This window comes from Flavobacterium johnsoniae UW101, assembly GCF_000016645.1.
In the GTDB taxonomy this organism is placed as follows: domain Bacteria; phylum Bacteroidota; class Bacteroidia; order Flavobacteriales; family Flavobacteriaceae; genus Flavobacterium; species Flavobacterium johnsoniae.
On the sequence record NC_009441.1, the window covers coordinates 2,291,273 to 2,310,823 of the forward strand.

Sequence of the window (19,551 nt, forward strand, 5' to 3'; positions counted from 1 at the left end):
TTCACTTGCATATATTCACATAGCTATGTGTGAAAACGAGTTTTCTTTTTATTCTTTTTTATAGATTTAAAGACTATGTCTCTATGTGTTTAAATTATCCAGCATTTTTATTTTAGTGTAAAATACTCTGCTAAAGGTCCAAGTGCCAATGCTGGAAAGAATGATAAAGCAGCGATAATTGCGATTACGGCAAAAGTCATGATTCCGAAAATTGAGGTATCGGTTTTTAAAGTTCCGGCACTTTCTGGAATGTATTTTTTACCTGCCAGTAAACCTGCAATTGCTAATGGTCCAATAATTGGAATAAAACGGCTTAACAGTAACACAATTCCTGTAGTGATATTCCAGAACGGATTATTATCTCCCAAACCTTCAAAACCAGAACCGTTATTGGCAGCGCTTGAAGTATATTCGTATAACATTTCAGAGAATCCGTGATTTCCTGGATTGTTTAACCAGCCTGTTGCGTTTCCGTTAAACCAATAACCCATTGCTGTATCATGAGCAGTAAAATATGAAGCCAAAGCAGTTCCTGCTAGTATTAATAATGGGTGAAGAATAGCGATAAAAGCAGCAATTTTTACTTCTCGCGCTTCTATTTTCTTACCTAAAAATTCAGGAGTTCGCCCAACCATTAATCCGGAAATGAATACAGCCAGAATAATGAAAATGTAGTAGTTCAAAATACCAACACCGCATCCGCCGTAAAAGGCATTCACCATCATAGATAATAATTGCATAGCGCCAGAAACTGGCATAGAGCTATCGTGCATACTGTTTACAGAACCTGTAGAAATTACAGTTGTAGCAATACTCCAGAAACCTGAAATTGCGGGTCCAAACCGAACTTCTTTTCCTTCCATCGCTCCGGTTGTCTGTGCAATACCCATTTTTGTGATAGCAGGATTTCCGTTGATTTCACTCATAACGGTTGGAACAACCAAGAGTAAAAATCCAACCGTCATTACACCAAAAATAATATTCGCTAATTTTCTTTTATTGAGGTAAAATCCAAGAGCAAAAATCATGGCAAATGGAATGATCATCTGCGCCCAAAGCTCAACTCCATTCGTAAAATAAGTTGGATTCTCTAATGGATGTGCTGAATTGGCACCAAAAAATCCACCACCGTTTGTACCTATATGTTTAATCGCAATAAAGGCTGCAGCTGGTCCGCGAGAAACTTCTACATGATCGCCTTGAAGTGTTGTAATAGCATCTTTACCTTCAAAAGTCATTGGAGTTCCGCTAAATACTAGTGCTACAGCTGCAATTGCTGAAAGCGGTAATAAAATACGAGTACAGCTTTTGATGAAATAATTATAAAAATTACCCAGTTTTTCTGTTGTTCTTTCTTTCATTGCTGTAAAAATCATAGCGGCAGCAGCCATTCCGATACCAGCAGAAACAAATTGAAGAAACATCAAGACGATTTGCGAAAGATAAGAAACCCCGCTTTCGCCTGAATAATGCTGTAAGTTACAATTGACTAAAAATGAAATAGCGGTGTTAAATGCCAAATCAGCCGTCATAGAAGGATTGTTATCCGGATTAAGGGGTAAAGATCCTTGAAATAATAAAACGAAAAAGCAAAGAAAGAACCAAACTATGTTGATACTTAAAAGTGCTTTTAAGTGTTGTTTCCAGTTCATTTCTTCAGCCGAATTAATGCCGCTGATTTTAAAAATAAATTTTTCAATTGGATTGAAAATCGGGTCAAGAAGTGTTTTATCTCCTAAATACACTTTAGCAATATATTTTCCTAAAGGAATTGCTAAAACAATGGTTAGGATAAAAATACCAATGACGCCAAGTAACTCTGTGTTCATATTATTTAATTTTAGATTGTTGATTTTAGATTTTAGATTTCTTTGAAAGAATCTGAAATTCTAAAATTCTTTTTTTTAAAATTTTTCGGGTTTGATTAGTACATAAATCAAATACACGAAAACGGCGATTGAAATGATAAATAGTGCAGTCATGATTTAGATTTTTTCAAAGAATTCAACTGACAGAAAACAAATAGCAAACAGCACAACGGCTAATGCGAGTAAAAGAAAAGTGATCATAGGAAATTATTTTAGAATTCAGATTTTAGATTGTATTGAAGCGATTAAACAGTTTACCGATTAAACACCTGAAGCATTAACCTGCTTGATATATTCCGCTTTAAGGGTTTGAGGAAAAAGATGTGAAATATTGCAATGACGCATTTCCATAAAAGACGAAACTGAGAAAACATATACATTAGAAATGGCATTTTTAGTTTCGATGCTTCCGGTTATAAACAAACGTTCAGCAAGAGCTAAACATTTTTTCGCTCTGACGATATTTCCAGAAATAATAGATTTTTTGGTTATTTCAGCAAACCGTTCGGCTTGTTTGTAGATTGAGGTTACTTGATTTTTCATTTGGAATGAATTTTAATGTTCTCTCTCCTTATGCCAAAATATGTTCCGAAAATGTCAAGTTGTGTGTAAAGTGTTGTGAATAAAAGGAATGTAGTTGTGTGCCAAAAATCAGACATAAAAAAAGCCTATCATTTTGATAAGCTTTTCTCGTTTTGATATGTTATTGTCAAGCTCCGGAGGAGAGGCATATTTATAGAAAATGATCAATCCACATTTATCAGAGCCCCAGCAGGGCGACATATTTTTTTGATTACGTAGATGTCGCTCCGCTGGAGCTTTTTTTATTATTGGGAATAAATAATCTATAAATATTACGCTTCTCCGAAGCTTTGAAAATTGATATTGACATTGTAATTGAATTTTGTAATTGTTATTGAATTTGGTATTCTTCCAGTTTTCGATACAAAGTCGCAATTCCAATTTCTAATAATCGAGCCGTTTCAGCTTTATTTCCTTTCGTATAATTCAAAACTTTCTGAATATGCAGCTTTTCAACACTCTGCATCGAGAAAGCGGACATTGATTTTGAATTATTTTCAGCTTGATGTTGCATTTCATAAGGAAGAACATCTGAAGTTAAAATATCCCCATTGCTCAAAATAACCGATCTTTCAATAACATTTTTGAGTTCGCGGATATTTCCCGGCCAAGAATAGTTTTCCAGTTTTTGTAAAAAGTCATCTGCAATCTGTAAAGCTTTTTTATTCGTTTTTTCTGAAAATTGCTTCACATAATAATTGGCTAATAGCGGAATATCTTTAATTCTTTCTCGCAAAGAAGGCAATTTGATTTCGAAAATATTCAAACGGAAATACAAATCAGAACGGAAACGATGTTCGTCGCTTTCTGTTTTTAAATCTCGGTTCGTAGCGGCAATTAATCTGAAATTTGACTTTTTCGGAGTCGTGTCACCAACGGGAATATATTCGGAAGTTTCTAAAACACGTAGTAATTTGGACTGAAGATCAATTGGCATTTCACCAATTTCATCCAAAAATAAAGTTCCGCCATTGGCTTCCTCGATAAAACCTTTTTTATCTTTTACAGCTCCGGTAAAAGCTCCTTGTTTATGACCGAAAAGTTCGCTTTCTAAAATTTCTTTTGTGAAAGTACTGCAGTTTAATGCCACAAAAGATTTTCCTGCACGATTGCTGTTTTCGTGAATTGCCTGTGCAAAAACCTCTTTTCCGGTTCCCGTTTCGCCCATAAGTAAAACAGTCGAATCGGTTTTGGCTACTTTTTGAGCCAAATCAATAACTTGTTCGATTCCTTTTGATTTTCCAATTATGGTATTGAAAGAATATTTATCATTGATTCGTTTTTCTAATTGCTGAACTTTTTTCTGTAAATGTACTTTTTCGACCGCTTTATAAAGCATCGGAATAATTTTATCATTATCATCGCCTTTTACAATATAGTCGAAAGCACCATTTTTCATTGCCTGAACGCCGTCTGGAATATTTCCAAAAGCAGTCAGTAGAATAACTTCTGTAAGCGGAAAGCTTCCTTTTATATTCTGAAGAAAATCAACGCCGTTTCCGTCGGGAAGTTTTACGTCGCACAAAACGACATCAATTTCGGTTTGTTCCAATTTTTTGAAACCTGATTTTAAATCTTTGGCTTCAAAAACTTCAAATCCTTCCGATTTTATAATACGTGCCAGCAGACTTCTCAGTTTTTCTTCGTCGTCTATAATTAAAATTTTGTGTGTCATTTTGCAGATTAGCTAAAAACGAATTGGTGTTTTGATGTACAAATTTAGGTTTAAAATCTGTTCTCTTTTTTGATTCAGAACAAATTATTTTTAAGGACAGAATCAGTTTTAAAATATTTTTTCAAAAAGAAATGTACTTTTAGATCGCAAAATAACCACTAAAATTTATGTCAAAACGAATTCTACTTATAATAGCTGTCGTAATCTTCGGTAGCTTTAATGGCTTTTCAAACGGAATTATTCAAAAAGATTCTTCAAAACCGAAAACTATTTCATTCAAAATAAAACTGAAATCGGCTGATAAGGTAAAAATTGCCGTTTCTCCTTTAAAATACAACAAACATTTGGCGTATAGTTTTACGCTTGACGATGGCTACAGATCGGCTTATTTAACTGCGTTCCCATTATTAAATGGAGGAAAAATCAGTAATCCATCCATTAACGAATGGAAAATTGATCAAGGTGGAGACGGAACAGTTTCAGAAGGACTTTTTTATTCGGACGGAATGGGAAATAAAATTCCGTTTAAATTGGCATTAGCGATCAATGGAGGTTCAATTCGTGATTTGCCTGAAAATCGCGGACATCTTTCTTGGTCAGAAATTAAAGAAATGTACAATGCTGGTTGGGATATTTTGAATCATGGTTTTCATCATGCCACAAAACATGGAACGAATTATTTAACAGAAGTAACCGAAAATACAACTTCGATTAAGCAAAATCTTGATTTTACAATGTCTCATTTTGTAGTTCCTGGCGGAGAAGGTGATGAGAAATATTATTTGGAATACGAAAAAGAAGCACTTAATAACGGACATTTTTCTGTTGCTTCTTATTATGGTGAAGGACCGGTTTTTAAAGTAGATTCAAAAGTAGATTTAGATAAAATGATTTCTGCTCGAACTTTTGTCCAGAGTTCAAAAGACACGACAAGTTTTAGAACAATGGATAAATATTTAAAAACGATAGATTCTATTGTAAAACAAGATGATCCAGTTTGGTTTAACGAATTCACACACGGAACGGGAAATACAAACTTGTGGAATCTAAGCATGCGTTTTCCTGATTTCAAATACTATATGACAACGCTTGCCAACAAATACGGATTAAAAGGAAATGATTCGATCTGGATGGCGCCGTGGCAGGAAGTTTACGAATACATTTGGTTAAGAGACCGAATAAAAGTCGATTTCCAGCAGAAAAATAAAGAAGTAATAGTAACAATTCTGCTTCCCGAAATTCCAGAAACTTTTAGAAATCGAGATATTTCATTAAACATAGAAACTCCATCAAAATTTGAAATCGAATCCAATAAAGATTTGAAAATAAAAGACGATGGAAAAACAACTCACAAACAGATTTTCATTTAATTGAAATAAAGTTTTTTTTGCCACAGATTAAAAGGATTTTAATGATTTTTTTGCTTACGCTAAATTTCCAGTAAAATAAATAATCCTTTTAATCTGTGGCAAAAAAATAAAAAACTACTCAATCTCTTTCTCGTTGTCCTTTATAAAAGTATCGATATTCATTAAAAGAGGATCAATAACAATTCGTTGAGGTTTGTTTTTGATTTTAATTTTGCCTTCAATTAAATTGTTTTTGATTGGAAATGTGTAGCGAAATAACTTTCCGTTTTCATCATAAATTCCAATATCAATTGTTTTATCATTGTCAATTTGCTTTCGAACTCCCGTAGCATTTTCAATATATTTTTTAGAATCTGCTTTAAAGGAAATTTCATAAAAATCATTCTTTTTCACGCTTTCAACTTTAGAAATTTTAGAAGAATAAGTAATAATCTTTTTAAACATTTCATCTAGTTTTGGATAGAGTTTAGAATCTGCAACTAAATAAATCTCTTTCAATAAATCTTCAGAATCTGGAATTGGATTAGAATATTTGTAATGATTCAAGAAATTTTTCAAAGCCAGATTTACTTTTTCTTCACCGATTAAAATTCGAAGCTGATGCATCACCAGCATTCCTTTATCATAAGGTAAATGCGGAGTTTCATAATTTGTTTTATACAAAGGCGTTTCAGGTTCATAACTTCGACTGCTCAAATATAAATCCAAATGAATTTTTAAAGTTTCTAAGGCTTTTTCCAAACCATGTTCTTTTTCATACAACATCAATTCGGTGTATTGCGCCAGCGTTTCGGTCAAAATCCAGCTTCCTTCTTTTTGCTCTGGACTAATTTGCGAATTTCCCCACCATTCGTGCGACAATTCATGTGCCGTCAACTGATTGATGATATCTTCTTTATCGTGATTATTCAAGTTGCTGTAAAATCCAAAATTCTCTTTCATAAAAACTGTGGACGGATACGAAGTCGCAGCAAATCCATCCGCGAAAGCAGAAACCTCGGCATAACGAATCGTTTTGTATGGATATTTTCCAAAATTGTTTTGGCAATAATCTAAAGTATTTTTTACATCTTGAATCAGTTTTGCAACGTTTCTCGAATGTCTTTTATCATAAAAAACTTCAATAGAAATGCCTTTATAATTTGTTTTTTGAATTTCATATTCGGCAGAAGAAAAAGCAAATCGAAAAGGAATCTTTCCATTTGATTTATAATGAAAATAATTTCTGTCGTCTTTTTTCCAGTTCCCAACTAAATCTCCAACACCAATCACCGTTTGATTTTTAGACGTCGAAACCACAACATCATAATCAACAAAATCATTTGTTGTTTTCGATTTATCCTCAAGTTTTTTAAGCGGAGTCTGTGGTTTCAAATGCCTTTTTGCCCGTTCTTTTTCACTGCTGATTTCATTCGATTCCTGATAACCAAAAGTTGGAAAATAACGGCTTATTCGCATAAACGAACCATTTTCAATGATAGAATTAAATGCAGTATGACCTTTAAATGGCGACCAAGTTGAGGTAAAAGAAAAACTCATTTTTATTTTCTGATGAGGTTTTAAAGGTTTTTCTAATCGATACCAATAATGCTGAAATTTAGAAACATCATCTAGATTTTTTGCATTCTCAATTTCAACAGAAGTCAGTTTTGAATTTTGATCTATATATAGGAGTAAACTATCAATAGGTTTTTCAATATTATTGATCAATTCATAAGTGCCTTTTACTTCATAACGATTCTCCTCAGGAAATAAATCCACTTTGCTTTTTACAGAAACAATTGTTGGTTGTGCTAGATTGACATATTTTTTGAATTGCTTTTCGTAATGTTCGCTCCAATTGTTAACGTTATCTTTGGTCAAATACGGATATTCAATATTAGTTTTATAAAAAAGATAAGTTCCAAAAGCGATAAAAAGAATAATTCCCAATGCAAAAGTTGTTTTTTGAAAGGCATTGCAGGAATTTCTCCGAAAGGTTTTTAGGATTGAAGCATTTCTTTTCCACAAAATTCCTGTCAAAGTAAGAAGCAGTAAAGCCAATCCGAAATTGTACAGCATCGAAATATGAAACGGAAAAGTATATTTTCCGAAACCATTCAAATCAAAATATTCTCTTTTAAACGCATTTCCGAATCGCAGTAAAGGATGTGAAATTCCCAATTGTTCTCCAATTCCTGTACAAAACAAAATGCAGACAAAAGCAGCAACCGAAAGTCCGATATATTTATTTTTAATAAAAGTCTGAATCGCAATTACTAAAATCGAAATCAACAGCAACGGAAATCCGAGATAATAAAATAAAGAAAGGTAAAGACTAATTTCGATTGGAGCATTGGCATTCACAATCTGAAAACTGCATCCAATTAAAATACTAATACTGATTATGATTAACGGAATGATAAAAAGTGCCATCAGTTTGGCCAATAAAACCACAAATTGAGAATACGGTGCGGTATTTTCGAGCATTTCAAATCTCGAATTTTCGCTTCGGTTTAATAATTCACTACTATAAAAAAGCAGAATTAAAATTAGAATAAAAGGTAGACGATCCATTATGGTGGAAATCATTAAAGCCGTATCTGTAATTTTTTCGGCTAATCTTATTCCGCCGTCAATTTCATCCGAAATTTCGATTGCCAATAATCCCGAAAATAAAAGAACAATCAACAAAAACGGAATTCCTTTTAAAACTAAAAAAATATCCAGTTTGATATTGCTTTTAAAAACAGCAAAATTATGCCTGAAAGTTTTGAACTCGATGTTTTTTGGAATTTCCGAAGAAAAGATTTTTGCTTCTTTTGAAATAACTTTAGGCGTTTTTAGCTTTATGATTTTCGTTTTTCGGAAGGTAAACAATCGATAGGAAATAAAAAGCAAAAACAGTGAAACCAAAATCCACAACAATCGGTTAAATAAAAAGTTCCCCGAAAGAGAAACCAATTCGGTATTTTTTTCAATTGAAGTCCAATATCTTGTTTGTTCTAAAAAAGCAGCCAAACCAAACGGATCTATTTTTGCAGCCAAAGACATGGATTTCGCCGAAGATGGAGAAGCATTTGCAAAGATTGGCGAATTAGAAAAAATAGAACCCGCTATATATAAGATGTAAATTAATAAACCGCCAACATAGATAAAAAGTTTACTTCGCGTAAGCCAAGCCAAAGTCGTCAATATCGAAAGGCACAGGAAAATATTTGGAATCACAATTACAAAATACGGCCAGAGATAATTTATAATTTCAAAAGGACCGATTTCGCTTTTAGAAAGCCACGACATTTGATGTCCAACGATCATTCCAACGATAAACATTCCAAAAGAAACTACGGCGATTATAAATGCTGTAATAAATTTTGGAGCTAAATAATGAAACTTAGAAATAGGTGAGGAGAAAATTATCGAATCGAATTTCGTTTCATATTCCTTTAAAAAACTCTGCGCAACCTGAAGTGTAATCGAAAATATCGTCATCAGCGAAATCAAACCAATCGCATAAGTCAATACATACGGACTATTTTTGTAAGCGCCCGAAAAAGAAAAATTCGCAAAAGCACTCACAAAAAATCCTAAAACCAAATAAATGATAAATGTGGCATAAAAAGTCCAGCTTCTGGTATTGCTATGCCATTCAAATTGAATTAATTTAGAAAGCATAACACTAATTTTTAAGTTGATTTTGAGATAAAATATTAAAATAGACATCGCTCAAATCTGGGGAAGTCAATTCAAAACCAGAATCAGGCTGTTGATTAGAGAAAACATGAATGTTGATTTTTCCTGAATTCAAATGAGAAGAAATAATATTAAAATGTTTCTGGTATTCTTTCAGTTCATTTTTATGAATCGCTTTCGACCAGATTTTTTCTTTCAAAGAATCGATGGCTTCATTAGGATTTCCTTCTAAAATTAATTTTCCATTAGAAATAATTGCCATTTTGGTGCACAGATCACGAACATCTTCGACAATATGCGTTGATAGAATTACAATAATGCTTTCGCCAATTTCACTCAATAGATTATTGAAACGGTTTCTTTCCTCGGGATCAAGTCCCGCAGTCGGTTCATCCACAATAATGATCTTCGGATTTCCTAATAAAGCCTGTGCAATTCCAAAGCGCTGACGCATTCCGCCAGAAAACGAATGAACCGCTTTGTCTTTATGCTGTAATAAATTAGTTTGCTGCAGCAAATACAAAATTTGATCGTGACGTTCCTTCTTATTGAAGATTCCTTTCAAAATTGCCAAATGATCCAATAGACGATACGCAGAAATCTTGGGGTAAACGCCAAATTCCTGAGGCAGATATCCCAGATTTTGCCTGATAAACATTGGGTTTTCGAGAATATTGATTCCGTTAAACTCGATAATTCCCGAAGTAGGTTCCTGCAAAGCAGCAATAGTTCGCATTAAAGTCGATTTTCCTGCGCCATTCGGACCCAATAAACCAAACATACCGTTTGAAATTTCAAGCGATAAATGGTCAATCGCCTGCGTGCCGTTCTCATACGTTTTGCTGAGATTTTTGATTGATAAACTGTTCATTTTTTGATTGATTTAGATGATTGAATTAAACTATGATTTGAAAAATTTAGGCAATAGAACGCCTGTCGGTTTCAAAAACCGATTTATTAAGAATGAAATAAAATTTTAAAAAAGCTATTCTGCCACGTATTCTAAAATATCGCCGGGCTGGCAATCTAATATTTTACAAATAGCTTCGAGAGTATCAAACCGAATTCCTTTTGCTTTTCCAGTTTTTAGAATCGATAAATTGGCAGGCGTAATATCTAGTTTTTCTGCCAACTCTTTACTCTGCATCTTGCGTTTGGCAAGCATTACATCAACATTTACAATTATTGGCATAGTTATATAAATAAGTCTTGTTCGTTCTGAAGGTTTAAACCTTGTTTAAAAATGGCTGCTAAAAAGTAAGCAAAAACTCCAAGCATTCCGTGTAACAAAATAAATAACGAAACTTCATTATCCAGCGGAACAAAAAAGAAAGCTGTGAAAATCACAATACCCGGAATTAATAAATTGGATAAATAGAAGCGTCTTAAATGAGAAATTCCGTTTTGCGTAAATAATTTAGGCTGAAAAAATACTTTAAAAACATTACTGCTCAATAAAAAGAAAAGTCCGTACAAACTGAGCGGTGCTAAAAAATCAAAAAGAATATAGGGCAAATTGTAATCTCCAAGCATTAAAGGATGAGAAGTAAAAGGATAACAAACCTGAAAATACTTTCCGTTGTCCTTAAAAGTCAAGAATAATCCTGTTATCAGTGTAAAAACAGAATATGCAGCCAAAAAGAAATAAACCACAGCCAAAAAACGGGTAAAATAAAATAATATTCTGGATACAATATGAGTTGTCTTCATATATTGAAAAGTTTGATTGATATTGCAAATGTATAATTAATTATCGTAAAACAATAATTAATTATTAAAAAATAGATATACTGAATAACTTAGTAATATTATAATTCTATTAACATTAGAAAACAAAAGGCATTCGCATAAATGAGTTAATTTTGTATTTTACCCTTAATTTATATGAAAAACCCAATTTCAGTCTCAATATTAGAGCTTGCGATTATCACCCAAGATAGTAACGCAACAGAAACATTCCAAAAAACAAAAGACATAGCGCAATTAGCCGATAAGTTAGGATACAAAAGGATTTGGCTAGCAGAACACCATAATATGGCACATGTTGCAAGTACAGCAACCGTGGTTTTAATTGGTTATGTAGCAAGTCAAACCGAAAAGATCCGTGTAGGTTCTGGCGGAATCATGCTTCCAAATCATTCGCCTTTAGTAGTGGCAGAACAATTCGGAACATTAGAAACTCTTTATCCAAACCGAATCGATTTAGGTTTAGGAAGAGCGCCAGGGACAGATCAGCCAACTGCTGAAGCAATTCGTAAAGATTTTTTCGAGCAGGCACAGCGTTTTCCTCAAAACGTAAGCAAACTCCAAGAATATTTTTCAAGTGAAAATGAAACAGGAAAAGTTCGAGCGTTTCCAGCCGAAGGCTTAAAAGTGCCAATTTGGATTTTAGGATCAAGCATGGATAGTGCAGCTTTGGCAGCAGCTTACGGATTGCCTTATGCTTTTGCTGGACACTTTGCTCCAAAACTAATGATTCAGGCATTTGAGTTTTATAGAGAAAACTTCCAACCTTCAGAATATTTAGATAAACCAAAAACAATGGCTTGCGTGAATATCATTGCAGCAGACACAAACGAAGAAGCAGAACTATTGTCTACGAGTTTGTATCAAATGTTCCTGAACTTAATTAGAAACGATCGTAAAGGTTTACAACCACCGGTTCCATCATTGGACGATATCATGAACGAAGCAGAACGTTTTCATGTCAATCAGATGACAGCGGGGACCTTCACAGGAAACAAAGAACAATTAAAAACGGATTTGAAAAAGTTCATCGACTACGCCAGAATAGACGAACTAATGGTAACAAGTCCAATCTTCGATCATCAGGCAAAATTAAAAAGCATCCAGATCACAAAAGAAGCAATCGACAGCCTAAACGAAAGTATACATATATAAGTATACTATATATAAGAGTAGATTTCATTCTCATAACCCGCCAGTTTTTGAAAACCTGTCGGGTTTGTTTTTTTTGTGTATACATATATAAGTATGGTATTATGATTTTCAGGAGCTAAATCCCGCTATCCTCTTCAATCTTTTTGTGGCGAACCCCGCCACAAAAAGGATTTCCGCTTCTATCGGGGCTAGGGCATCTGTTTCTGGGGAGAAGCTTTTAGATGGAAAGATGCCGTTAAAAGGATAAAGAATCATATAAAAAGAGTTGGAAAAGCTGAAAACTCTGCAAAATCGGCAAACCCAAACCTGCGAAAAATATGAAAATGACAAGTGAATAAAGAAAAAACTTACAGTTATTCAAAAAAGTTGAGATTGTAAATCAGCTGTTATGAGTGAGTTAAGAAAAAGTTTTAAAAAAGATTGAAATTATATAAAGAAAAGGCTTGTAAATGTAAATAAAGGTGGTACTTTTGCACCCGCAACAACGAAAAACGTTCATAGAAATACTGACAGGAATAAGAATTGAGAGAGAAGAAATTTTCAAAAAAAAGATTCGAAAAAGCTTGTGAGATTTGAAAATGCTTTTTACATTTGCACCCCGCAAAACACGGAAGTTCATTGAAAGATTGGAAGAAAAAATAGAAAAAAAGAAACGAAAAAAAAGTTTCAAATTTTTTTAAATTTTTCTTGCGAGAAACAAAAAGAAGTTTTAGTTTTGCACCCGCTTTGAGAGACAAGCGAAAGACAAAAAAATACGTTCGTAGACATATTGAATTGACAGCCGTTTTAACAGAGATGTTAGAACAAAAGAAATAAGAGTAATAGAATCGAAAGATTCGAAAAGAACCGATAGATATTCATCGCAATATAATATTAAAATATACGATGAAGAGTTTGATCCTGGCTCAGGATGAACGCTAGCGGCAGGCTTAACACATGCAAGTCGAGGGGTAGAAGTCTTCGGGCTTTGAGACCGGCGCACGGGTGCGTAACGCGTATGCAATCTGCCTTTCACAGAGGGATAGCCCAGAGAAATTTGGATTAATACCTCATAGTATTATAGAGCGGCATCACTTTATAATTAAAGTCACAACGGTGAAAGATGAGCATGCGTCCCATTAGCTAGTTGGTAAGGTAACGGCTTACCAAGGCCACGATGGGTAGGGGTCCTGAGAGGGAGATCCCCCACACTGGTACTGAGACACGGACCAGACTCCTACGGGAGGCAGCAGTGAGGAATATTGGTCAATGGACGCAAGTCTGAACCAGCCATGCCGCGTGCAGGATGACGGTCCTATGGATTGTAAACTGCTTTTGTACGAGAAGAAACACTCCTATGTATAGGAGCTTGACGGTATCGTAAGAATAAGGATCGGCTAACTCCGTGCCAGCAGCCGCGGTAATACGGAGGATCCAAGCGTTATCCGGAATCATTGGGTTTAAAGGGTCCGTAGGCGGTTTAGTAAGTCAGTGGTGAAAGCCCATCGCTCAACGGTGGAACGGCCATTGATACTGCTGAACTTGAATTACTGGGAAGTAACTAGAATATGTAGTGTAGCGGTGAAATGCTTAGATATTACATGGAATACCAATTGCGAAGGCAGGTTACTACCAGTTTATTGACGCTGATGGACGAAAGCGTGGGGAGCGAACAGGATTAGATACCCTGGTAGTCCACGCCGTAAACGATGGATACTAGCTGTTGGGCGCAAGTTCAGTGGCTAAGCGAAAGTGATAAGTATCCCACCTGGGGAGTACGAACGCAAGTTTGAAACTCAAAGGAATTGACGGGGGCCCGCACAAGCGGTGGAGCATGTGGTTTAATTCGATGATACGCGAGGAACCTTACCAAGGCTTAAATGCAGACTGACCGATTTGGAAACAGATCTTTCGCAAGACAGTTTACAAGGTGCTGCATGGTTGTCGTCAGCTCGTGCCGTGAGGTGTCAGGTTAAGTCCTATAACGAGCGCAACCCCTGTTGTTAGTTGCCAGCGAGTGATGTCGGGAACTCTAACAAGACTGCCAGTGCAAACTGTGAGGAAGGTGGGGATGACGTCAAATCATCACGGCCCTTACGCCTTGGGCTACACACGTGCTACAATGGCCGGTACAGAGAGCAGCCACTGGGTGACCAGGAGCGAATCTATAAAGCCGGTCACAGTTCGGATCGGAGTCTGCAACTCGACTCCGTGAAGCTGGAATCGCTAGTAATCGGATATCAGCCATGATCCGGTGAATACGTTCCCGGGCCTTGTACACACCGCCCGTCAAGCCATGGAAGCTGGGGGTGCCTGAAGTCGGTGACCGCAAGGAGCTGCCTAGGGTAAAACTGGTAACTAGGGCTAAGTCGTAACAAGGTAGCCGTACCGGAAGGTGCGGCTGGAACACCTCCTTTCTAGAGCCTGAGTGTTAGCAGTAATGCACGCTTAGGAAAAATGATGAAATTTAAAGGTTTTGAATTTTAGATTGTATTACTCTTGCTGTTAATTTAAAAAAAATGATAAAAATTAAGTAAAACAGAGTCTCGTAGCTCAGCTGGTTAGAGTACTACACTGATAATGTAGGGGTCGGCAGTTCGAGTCTGCCCGGGACTACTTTTTAAGAATTGACAATTAATACTTGTTAATTGATAATTAAAAAGACTGAAAAGCTTAAAAAGAAGGAAATTCTAGAGTTGAAAGATTACGAATTACAAATAATTCCTAATTCATAATTCACAATTCATAATTAGATTGGGGGATTAGCTCAGCTGGCTAGAGCGCCTGCCTTGCACGCAGGAGGTCAACGGTTCGACTCCGTTATTCTCCACGATTTTAGTCATAAAGATTAAAGTCATAAAGTCCAAAGTGATTCACTTGACGACTTTTGACTTTTGACTAGATAAAGTTCATTGACATATTGAGATAAGAAAATAATAAGAAAGTAGAAAGCGTTTTTTACAATTTTATTGTAAAAAACAAAAAAAACGGTCTTGTTTTAAGTAACAAGATTGGTACAATAAGCAAAATAAGGGCGTATGGGGAATGCCTAGGCTCTCAGAGGCGATGAAGGACGTGATAAGCTGCGAAAAGCTGCGGGGACTGGCACACACAGATTGATCCGCAGATATCCGAATGGGGCAACCCGCTATATTGAAGATATAGCACACCGATAGGTGGGCAAACCCGCTGAACTGAAACATCTAAGTAGGCGGAGGAGAAGAAAACAAAAGTGATTCCGTAAGTAGTGGCGAGCGAACGCGGATTAGCCCAAACCAGTGCTGTTACGGCAGTGCTGGGGTTGTAGGACCACGACATTTTATGCATGCAGAACCGGAAGTTACTGGAAAGTGACGCCAAAGAGGGTGATAGCCCCGTATGGGTAATAAATGTAATAGATAGTGGTATCCTGAGTAGGGCGGGGCACGTGAAACCCTGTCTGAATTCGGCGGGACCATCCGCTAAGGCTAAATACTCCTGAGAGACCGATAGTGAACCAGTACCGTGAGGGAAAGGTGAAAAGAACCGTGAATAACGGAGTGAAATAGATCCTGAAACCATACGCTTACAAGCGGTCGGAGCCCTTTCGTGGGGTGACGGCGTGCCTTTTGCATAATGAGCCTACGAGTTAACGCTGCTGGCAAGGATAAGTACTTCAGGTATGGATCCGCAGCGAAAGCGAGTCTGAATAGGGCGCTTTAGTCAGTAGTGTTAGACGCGAAACCGTGTGATCTACCCATGGGCAGGTTGAAGCTGTGGTAACACACAGTGGAGGACCGAACCGGTTGACGTTGAAAAGTCTTCGGATGACCTGTGGGTAGGGGTGAAAGGCCAATCAAACTCGGAAATAGCTCGTACTCCCCGAAATGCATTTAGGTGCAGCGTTAGTTATAAAGTTATACAGAGGTAGAGCTACTGATTGGATGCGGGGGCTTCACCGCCTACCAATTCCTGACAAACTCCGAATGCTGTATAATGTTCACTAACAGTGAGGGCTTGGGTGCTAAGGTCCAAGTCCGAGAGGGAAAGAACCCAGACCATCAGCTAAGGTCCCCAAATATATGCTAAGTTGAAAGAACGAGGTTTGTCTGCCCAGACAGCTAGGATGTTGGCTTGGAAGCAGCCATTCATTTAAAGAGTGCGTAACAGCTCACTAGTCGAGCGGACGAGCATGGATAATAATCGGGCATAAGCATATTACCGAAGCTATGGATTTGCAAGTAATTGCAAGTGGTAGGGGAGCATTCTAACAGGGTTGAAGGTTTTTCGTAAGGAGGGCTGGACTGGTTAGAAAAGAAAATGTAGGCATAAGTAACGATAATGCGGGCGAGAAACCCGCACACCGAAAAACTAAGGTTTCCACAGCTATGCTAATCAGCTGTGGGTTAGTCTGGTCCTAAGGCGAACCCGAAAGGGACAGTCGATGGCTAACGGGTTAATATTCCCGTACTACTAATTACTGTGATGGGGTGACGGAGTGATGAAAGCGCCGCGAACTGACGGAATAGTTCGTTGAAGTACCTAGCTATAGGTCCTGTAGTAAAATGCGCAGGAACTGGTGAAATACGATAGTACTCGGAGTCTTCGGACAAAGAGATAGTGCGCCTAAGGGCTTCCAAGAAAAACCTCTAAACTTCAGGTAATTAGTACCAGTACCGTAAACCGACACAGGTAGTTGAGGAGAGAATCCTAAGGTGCTCGAGAGATTCATGGCTAAGGAATTAGGCAAAATAGACCTGTAACTTCGGGAGAAAGGTCGCCCTGAGCAATCAGGGCCGCAGTGAAGAGGTCCAGGCGACTGTTTATCAAAAACACAGGGCTCTGCAAAATCGTAAGATGAAGTATAGGGCCTGACACCTGCCCGGTGCTGGAAGGTTAAGAGGAGATGTTATCTTCGGAGAAGCATTGAATTGAAGCCCCAGTAAACGGCGGCCGTAACTATAACGGTCCTAAGGTAGCGAAATTCCTTGTCGGGTAAGTTCCGACCTGCACGAATGGTGTAACGATCTGGACACTGTCTCAGCCATGAGCTCGGTGAAATTGTAGTAACGGTGAAGATGCCGTTTACCCGCAGTGGGACGAAAAGACCCTGTGCACCTTTACTATAGCTTAGTATTGACCTTGGATAAATGATGTGTAGGATAGGTTGGAGACTATGAAGCGGCGTCGCCAGGCGTTGTGGAGTCATTGTTGAAATACAACCCTTTGTTTATCTGAGGCCTAACCCCGCTATGCGGGGGACAGTGCTTGGTGGGTAGTTTGACTGGGGTGGTCGCCTCCAAAAGAGTAACGGAGGCTTCTAAAGGTTCCCTCAGTACGCTTGGTAACCGTGCGTAGAGTGCAATGGCATAAGGGAGCTTGACTGAGAGACATACAGGTCGATCAGGTACGAAAGTAGAGCATAGTGATCCGGTGGTTCCGCATGGAAGGGCCATCGCTCAAAGGATAAAAGGTACGCCGGGGATAACAGGCTGATCTCCCCCAAGAGCTCATATCGACGGGGGGGTTTGGCACCTCGATGTCGGCTCGTCACATCCTGGGGCTGGAGAAGGTCCCAAGGGTTGGGCTGTTCGCCCATTAAAGTGGCACGCGAGCTGGGTTCAGAACGTCGTGAGACAGTTCGGTCTCTATCTACTGCGGGCGTTAGAAATTTGAGTGGATCTGATTCTAGTACGAGAGGACCGAATTGGACTAACCTCTAGTGTATCTGTTGTCCCGCCAGGGGCACCGCAGAGTAGCTACGTTGGGAAGGGATAAGCGCTGAAAGCATATAAGCGCGAAACCCACCACAAGATGAGATTTCTTTTAAGGATCGTGGAAGATGACCACGTTGATAGGCTATAGATGTAAAGGCAGTAATGTCATAGTCGAGTAGTACTAATAATCCGTAAGCTTATGTACACCCTTTTCCCGGGCCGAAAGGCCCGGGAGGAAACTTTCTAAAACAAAAACTTACTTTTCTTTATCTCAGTATGTTAAAATATTGTTTAATTGATAATTAACAATTTATAATTGATAATTAATAATTAAAAGCTGCTAGCAGCGAATGACCTTAAGGTGGTTATTGCGGCGGGGCTCACCTCTTCCCATCCCGAACAGAGAAGTTAAGCCCGCCTGCGCAGATGGTACTGCAGTTTTGTGGGAGAGTATGTCGTCGCCTTTCTTTTAAGAATCCTCATCATTTATTTGATGAGGATTTTTTGCTTTTATGAATGTTTGGAACGAAGAACCCAAATCTTCGCCGGTTGTAAGCCTTTAATTTAAATACTCCCCGGATTTAATCATTATATATAACAGGATTTCCTGCGCCTGAAACCATAGGAAAGGTTTTCTAATTACTTATAAAAGTTTTGGATTTGCTTCCAATAACTATATTGAGAGAATTAATTTTATATTGTATGTTGTAAATCAGTTGTTTGTATTTGTTGCTTAATTGACTTTTTCATCATTTACATCATTAATAAACTGAATAACGCCGTTCATAAACACTTTTTGATCGTCCCACATTGCTAAATGACTTCCATTTGGACAGTATAAATAACGGCCTTTTTTGACTAATTTACTTTGTTCTTCCATTGCTTTTGGATCCATTGTGTCGTATTTTGCTCCAATCATGAGGGTGGGTATGGTAATTTCATGAAGTCTGTTTTTAATGTCCCATTTGGCTAATCTTCCGCTGATACCAAATTCACTAGGACCTTGCATTAAGGTATAAATTTCTCCATTTACATGTTTACTGGCACGATTTAATCCGTCTGGCCATTCATTTAATCTGCATAAATGTTCTTTATAAAAATTTGGAAGCAATAATTCCATATAACGTGGATTTTCAAAATCTTTTTTAGCTTCCAAATCTCTAATTTCCTTTAAAATTTCTGGTTTCATTTGTTTTGCCAGAACTTCATCAGCGTATTTTCCATATTCTGGGGCACTTGCCATCATATTAGAAACTAATAATCCTTTCATGTTTTGTTGATATTTCAATGCATATTCCATTGCAAGAATACCTCCCCATGAATTTCCAAGAACATAAAAATTATCTTTATCAGCATTTATTGCTTTGCGGACTTGTTCAACTTCATCTACAAATCGGTCAATAGTCCATAAGCTGCTATCTTTTGGCTGGTCGCTGTAGTAAGATCCTAATTGATCATATTCGTAAAACTCAAATCCTTCACGCTGGAAAAATGTTTCAAAGCATTCCATGTATTCGTGAGTCATTGCTGGTCCTCCATGCAATAATAAAACTTTGATTTTTGGATTAGTACCAAATCGTTTTATCCAGACTTTAAATTCTCCAACGGGTGTTTTTATTGGAATCATTTTTACCCCGGCAGTTTCTACTTTTTCTTTGTCATATGTAAAATAGTCTGATAAGATATTGGTATTGTTTTCATTTTTACATGATGTTAAAAGTAAAAGAGAGGAAAGGACAATAATACTGCGCATGGTTTTAGTTTTTAATGATTTAGACTAATTTACAAATTATATTTTGCAGTAGACT

Annotated in this window: 11 protein-coding genes, 2 tRNA genes and 3 rRNA genes; 7 read left to right on the forward strand and 9 right to left on the reverse strand. The window is 37.1% G+C overall.

The annotated features are described in order from the left end of the window. Window positions 1-107: 107 nt before the first annotated feature. The 4 genes from kdpA to FJOH_RS10285 form a co-directional block, all read right to left on the reverse strand. A complete protein-coding gene (gene kdpA / locus FJOH_RS10275; RefSeq protein WP_012024047.1) occupies window positions 108-1,829 on the reverse strand; it encodes a potassium-transporting ATPase subunit KdpA in 1,722 nt (573 codons plus the stop codon). Window positions 1,830-1,904: 75 nt separating this feature from the next. After that, entirely contained in the window at window positions 1,905-1,982 is a 78-nt protein-coding gene (gene kdpF, locus FJOH_RS26525; protein WP_073099479.1) for a K(+)-transporting ATPase subunit F, read from the reverse strand. A 147-nt stretch (window positions 1,983-2,129) separates the two neighbouring features. Continuing rightward, the gene (locus tag FJOH_RS10280; RefSeq protein WP_012024048.1) at window positions 2,130-2,411 is read right to left on the reverse strand and encodes a DUF7674 family protein; all 282 of its coding nucleotides are present in this window, start codon (window positions 2,409-2,411) and stop codon (window positions 2,130-2,132) included. Window positions 2,412-2,781: 370 nt separating this feature from the next. Continuing rightward, on the reverse strand, window positions 2,782-4,125 hold the full coding sequence (locus FJOH_RS10285; RefSeq protein ID WP_012024049.1) for a sigma-54-dependent transcriptional regulator: 1,344 nt from the start codon (window positions 4,123-4,125) through the stop codon (window positions 2,782-2,784). Window positions 4,126-4,292: 167 nt separating this feature from the next. On the opposite strand from FJOH_RS10285, the gene FJOH_RS10290 reads away from it, so the two are divergent. After that, on the forward strand, window positions 4,293-5,495 hold the full coding sequence (locus FJOH_RS10290; RefSeq protein WP_012024050.1) for a polysaccharide deacetylase family protein: 1,203 nt from the start codon (window positions 4,293-4,295) through the stop codon (window positions 5,493-5,495). A gap of 114 nt (window positions 5,496-5,609) precedes the next feature. On the opposite strand, the gene FJOH_RS10295 is transcribed toward FJOH_RS10290, so the two are convergent. The 4 genes from FJOH_RS10295 to FJOH_RS10310 all read right to left on the reverse strand — a co-directional run bounded on the left by FJOH_RS10295 (window position 5,610) and on the right by FJOH_RS10310 (window position 10,877). Beyond that, window positions 5,610-9,149, reverse strand: a complete 3,540-nt coding sequence (locus FJOH_RS10295) for an ABC transporter permease/M1 family aminopeptidase (protein ID WP_012024051.1) — start codon at window positions 9,147-9,149, stop codon at window positions 5,610-5,612. A 4-nt stretch (window positions 9,150-9,153) separates the two neighbouring features. Continuing rightward, window positions 9,154-10,038: an ABC transporter ATP-binding protein gene (locus FJOH_RS10300; RefSeq protein WP_012024052.1), complete on the reverse strand. Its 885-nt coding sequence runs from the start codon at window positions 10,036-10,038 to the stop codon at window positions 9,154-9,156. A gap of 114 nt (window positions 10,039-10,152) precedes the next feature. Then, window positions 10,153-10,359 (reverse strand): helix-turn-helix domain-containing protein, encoded by a 207-nt coding sequence (locus FJOH_RS10305; RefSeq protein WP_012024053.1) that lies wholly within the window; start codon window positions 10,357-10,359, stop codon window positions 10,153-10,155. 2 nt (window positions 10,360-10,361) lie between these two features. Next, a complete protein-coding gene (locus FJOH_RS10310; RefSeq protein WP_012024054.1) occupies window positions 10,362-10,877 on the reverse strand; it encodes a DUF2975 domain-containing protein in 516 nt (171 codons plus the stop codon). Window positions 10,878-11,051: 174 nt separating this feature from the next. Between FJOH_RS10310 and FJOH_RS10315 the strand changes: the two genes are divergently transcribed. The 6 genes from FJOH_RS10315 to rrf all read left to right on the forward strand — a co-directional run bounded on the left by FJOH_RS10315 (window position 11,052) and on the right by rrf (window position 18,210). Beyond that, entirely contained in the window at window positions 11,052-12,068 is a 1,017-nt protein-coding gene (locus FJOH_RS10315; protein WP_012024055.1) for an LLM class flavin-dependent oxidoreductase, read from the forward strand. Window positions 12,069-12,950: 882 nt separating this feature from the next. Then, window positions 12,951-14,464, forward strand: a 16S ribosomal RNA gene (locus tag FJOH_RS10320). Window positions 14,465-14,589: 125 nt separating this feature from the next. Continuing rightward, window positions 14,590-14,663, forward strand: a tRNA-Ile gene (locus tag FJOH_RS10325). Window positions 14,664-14,803: 140 nt separating this feature from the next. Further along, a tRNA-Ala gene (locus FJOH_RS10330) sits at window positions 14,804-14,877 on the forward strand. Window positions 14,878-15,064: 187 nt separating this feature from the next. Beyond that, window positions 15,065-17,948, forward strand: a 23S ribosomal RNA gene (locus FJOH_RS10335). A 152-nt stretch (window positions 17,949-18,100) separates the two neighbouring features. Beyond that, window positions 18,101-18,210, forward strand: a 5S ribosomal RNA gene (gene rrf / locus FJOH_RS10340). The 16S, 23S and 5S rRNA genes sit together here with 2 tRNA genes alongside, the layout of an rRNA operon. A gap of 266 nt (window positions 18,211-18,476) precedes the next feature. On the opposite strand, the gene FJOH_RS10345 is transcribed toward rrf, so the two are convergent. Beyond that, a complete protein-coding gene (locus FJOH_RS10345) occupies window positions 18,477-19,496 on the reverse strand; it encodes a proline-specific peptidase family protein (protein ID WP_012024056.1) in 1,020 nt (339 codons plus the stop codon). Between the last annotated feature and the right edge of the window lie 55 nt (window positions 19,497-19,551).

What these genes read in the sequence shown, in the direction of transcription:
- kdpA (WP_012024047.1), bottom strand. Translation starts at nt 1,829, where the DNA reads ATGAACACAGAGTTACTTGGCGTCATTGGTATTTTTATCCTAACCATT.
- kdpF (WP_073099479.1), bottom strand. Translation starts at nt 1,982, where the DNA reads ATGACTGCACTATTTATCATTTCAATCGCCGTTTTCGTGTATTTGATT.
- FJOH_RS10280 (WP_012024048.1), bottom strand. Translation starts at nt 2,411, where the DNA reads ATGAAAAATCAAGTAACCTCAATCTACAAACAAGCCGAACGGTTTGCT.
- FJOH_RS10285 (WP_012024049.1), bottom strand. Translation starts at nt 4,125, where the DNA reads ATGACACACAAAATTTTAATTATAGACGACGAAGAAAAACTGAGAAGT.
- FJOH_RS10290 (WP_012024050.1), top strand. Translation starts at nt 4,293, where the DNA reads ATGTCAAAACGAATTCTACTTATAATAGCTGTCGTAATCTTCGGTAGC.
- FJOH_RS10295 (WP_012024051.1), bottom strand. Translation starts at nt 9,149, where the DNA reads ATGCTTTCTAAATTAATTCAATTTGAATGGCATAGCAATACCAGAAGC.
- FJOH_RS10300 (WP_012024052.1), bottom strand. Translation starts at nt 10,038, where the DNA reads ATGAACAGTTTATCAATCAAAAATCTCAGCAAAACGTATGAGAACGGC.
- FJOH_RS10305 (WP_012024053.1), bottom strand. Translation starts at nt 10,359, where the DNA reads ATGCCAATAATTGTAAATGTTGATGTAATGCTTGCCAAACGCAAGATG.
- FJOH_RS10310 (WP_012024054.1), bottom strand. Translation starts at nt 10,877, where the DNA reads ATGAAGACAACTCATATTGTATCCAGAATATTATTTTATTTTACCCGT.
- FJOH_RS10315 (WP_012024055.1), top strand. Translation starts at nt 11,052, where the DNA reads ATGAAAAACCCAATTTCAGTCTCAATATTAGAGCTTGCGATTATCACC.
- FJOH_RS10345 (WP_012024056.1), bottom strand. Translation starts at nt 19,496, where the DNA reads ATGCGCAGTATTATTGTCCTTTCCTCTCTTTTACTTTTAACATCATGT.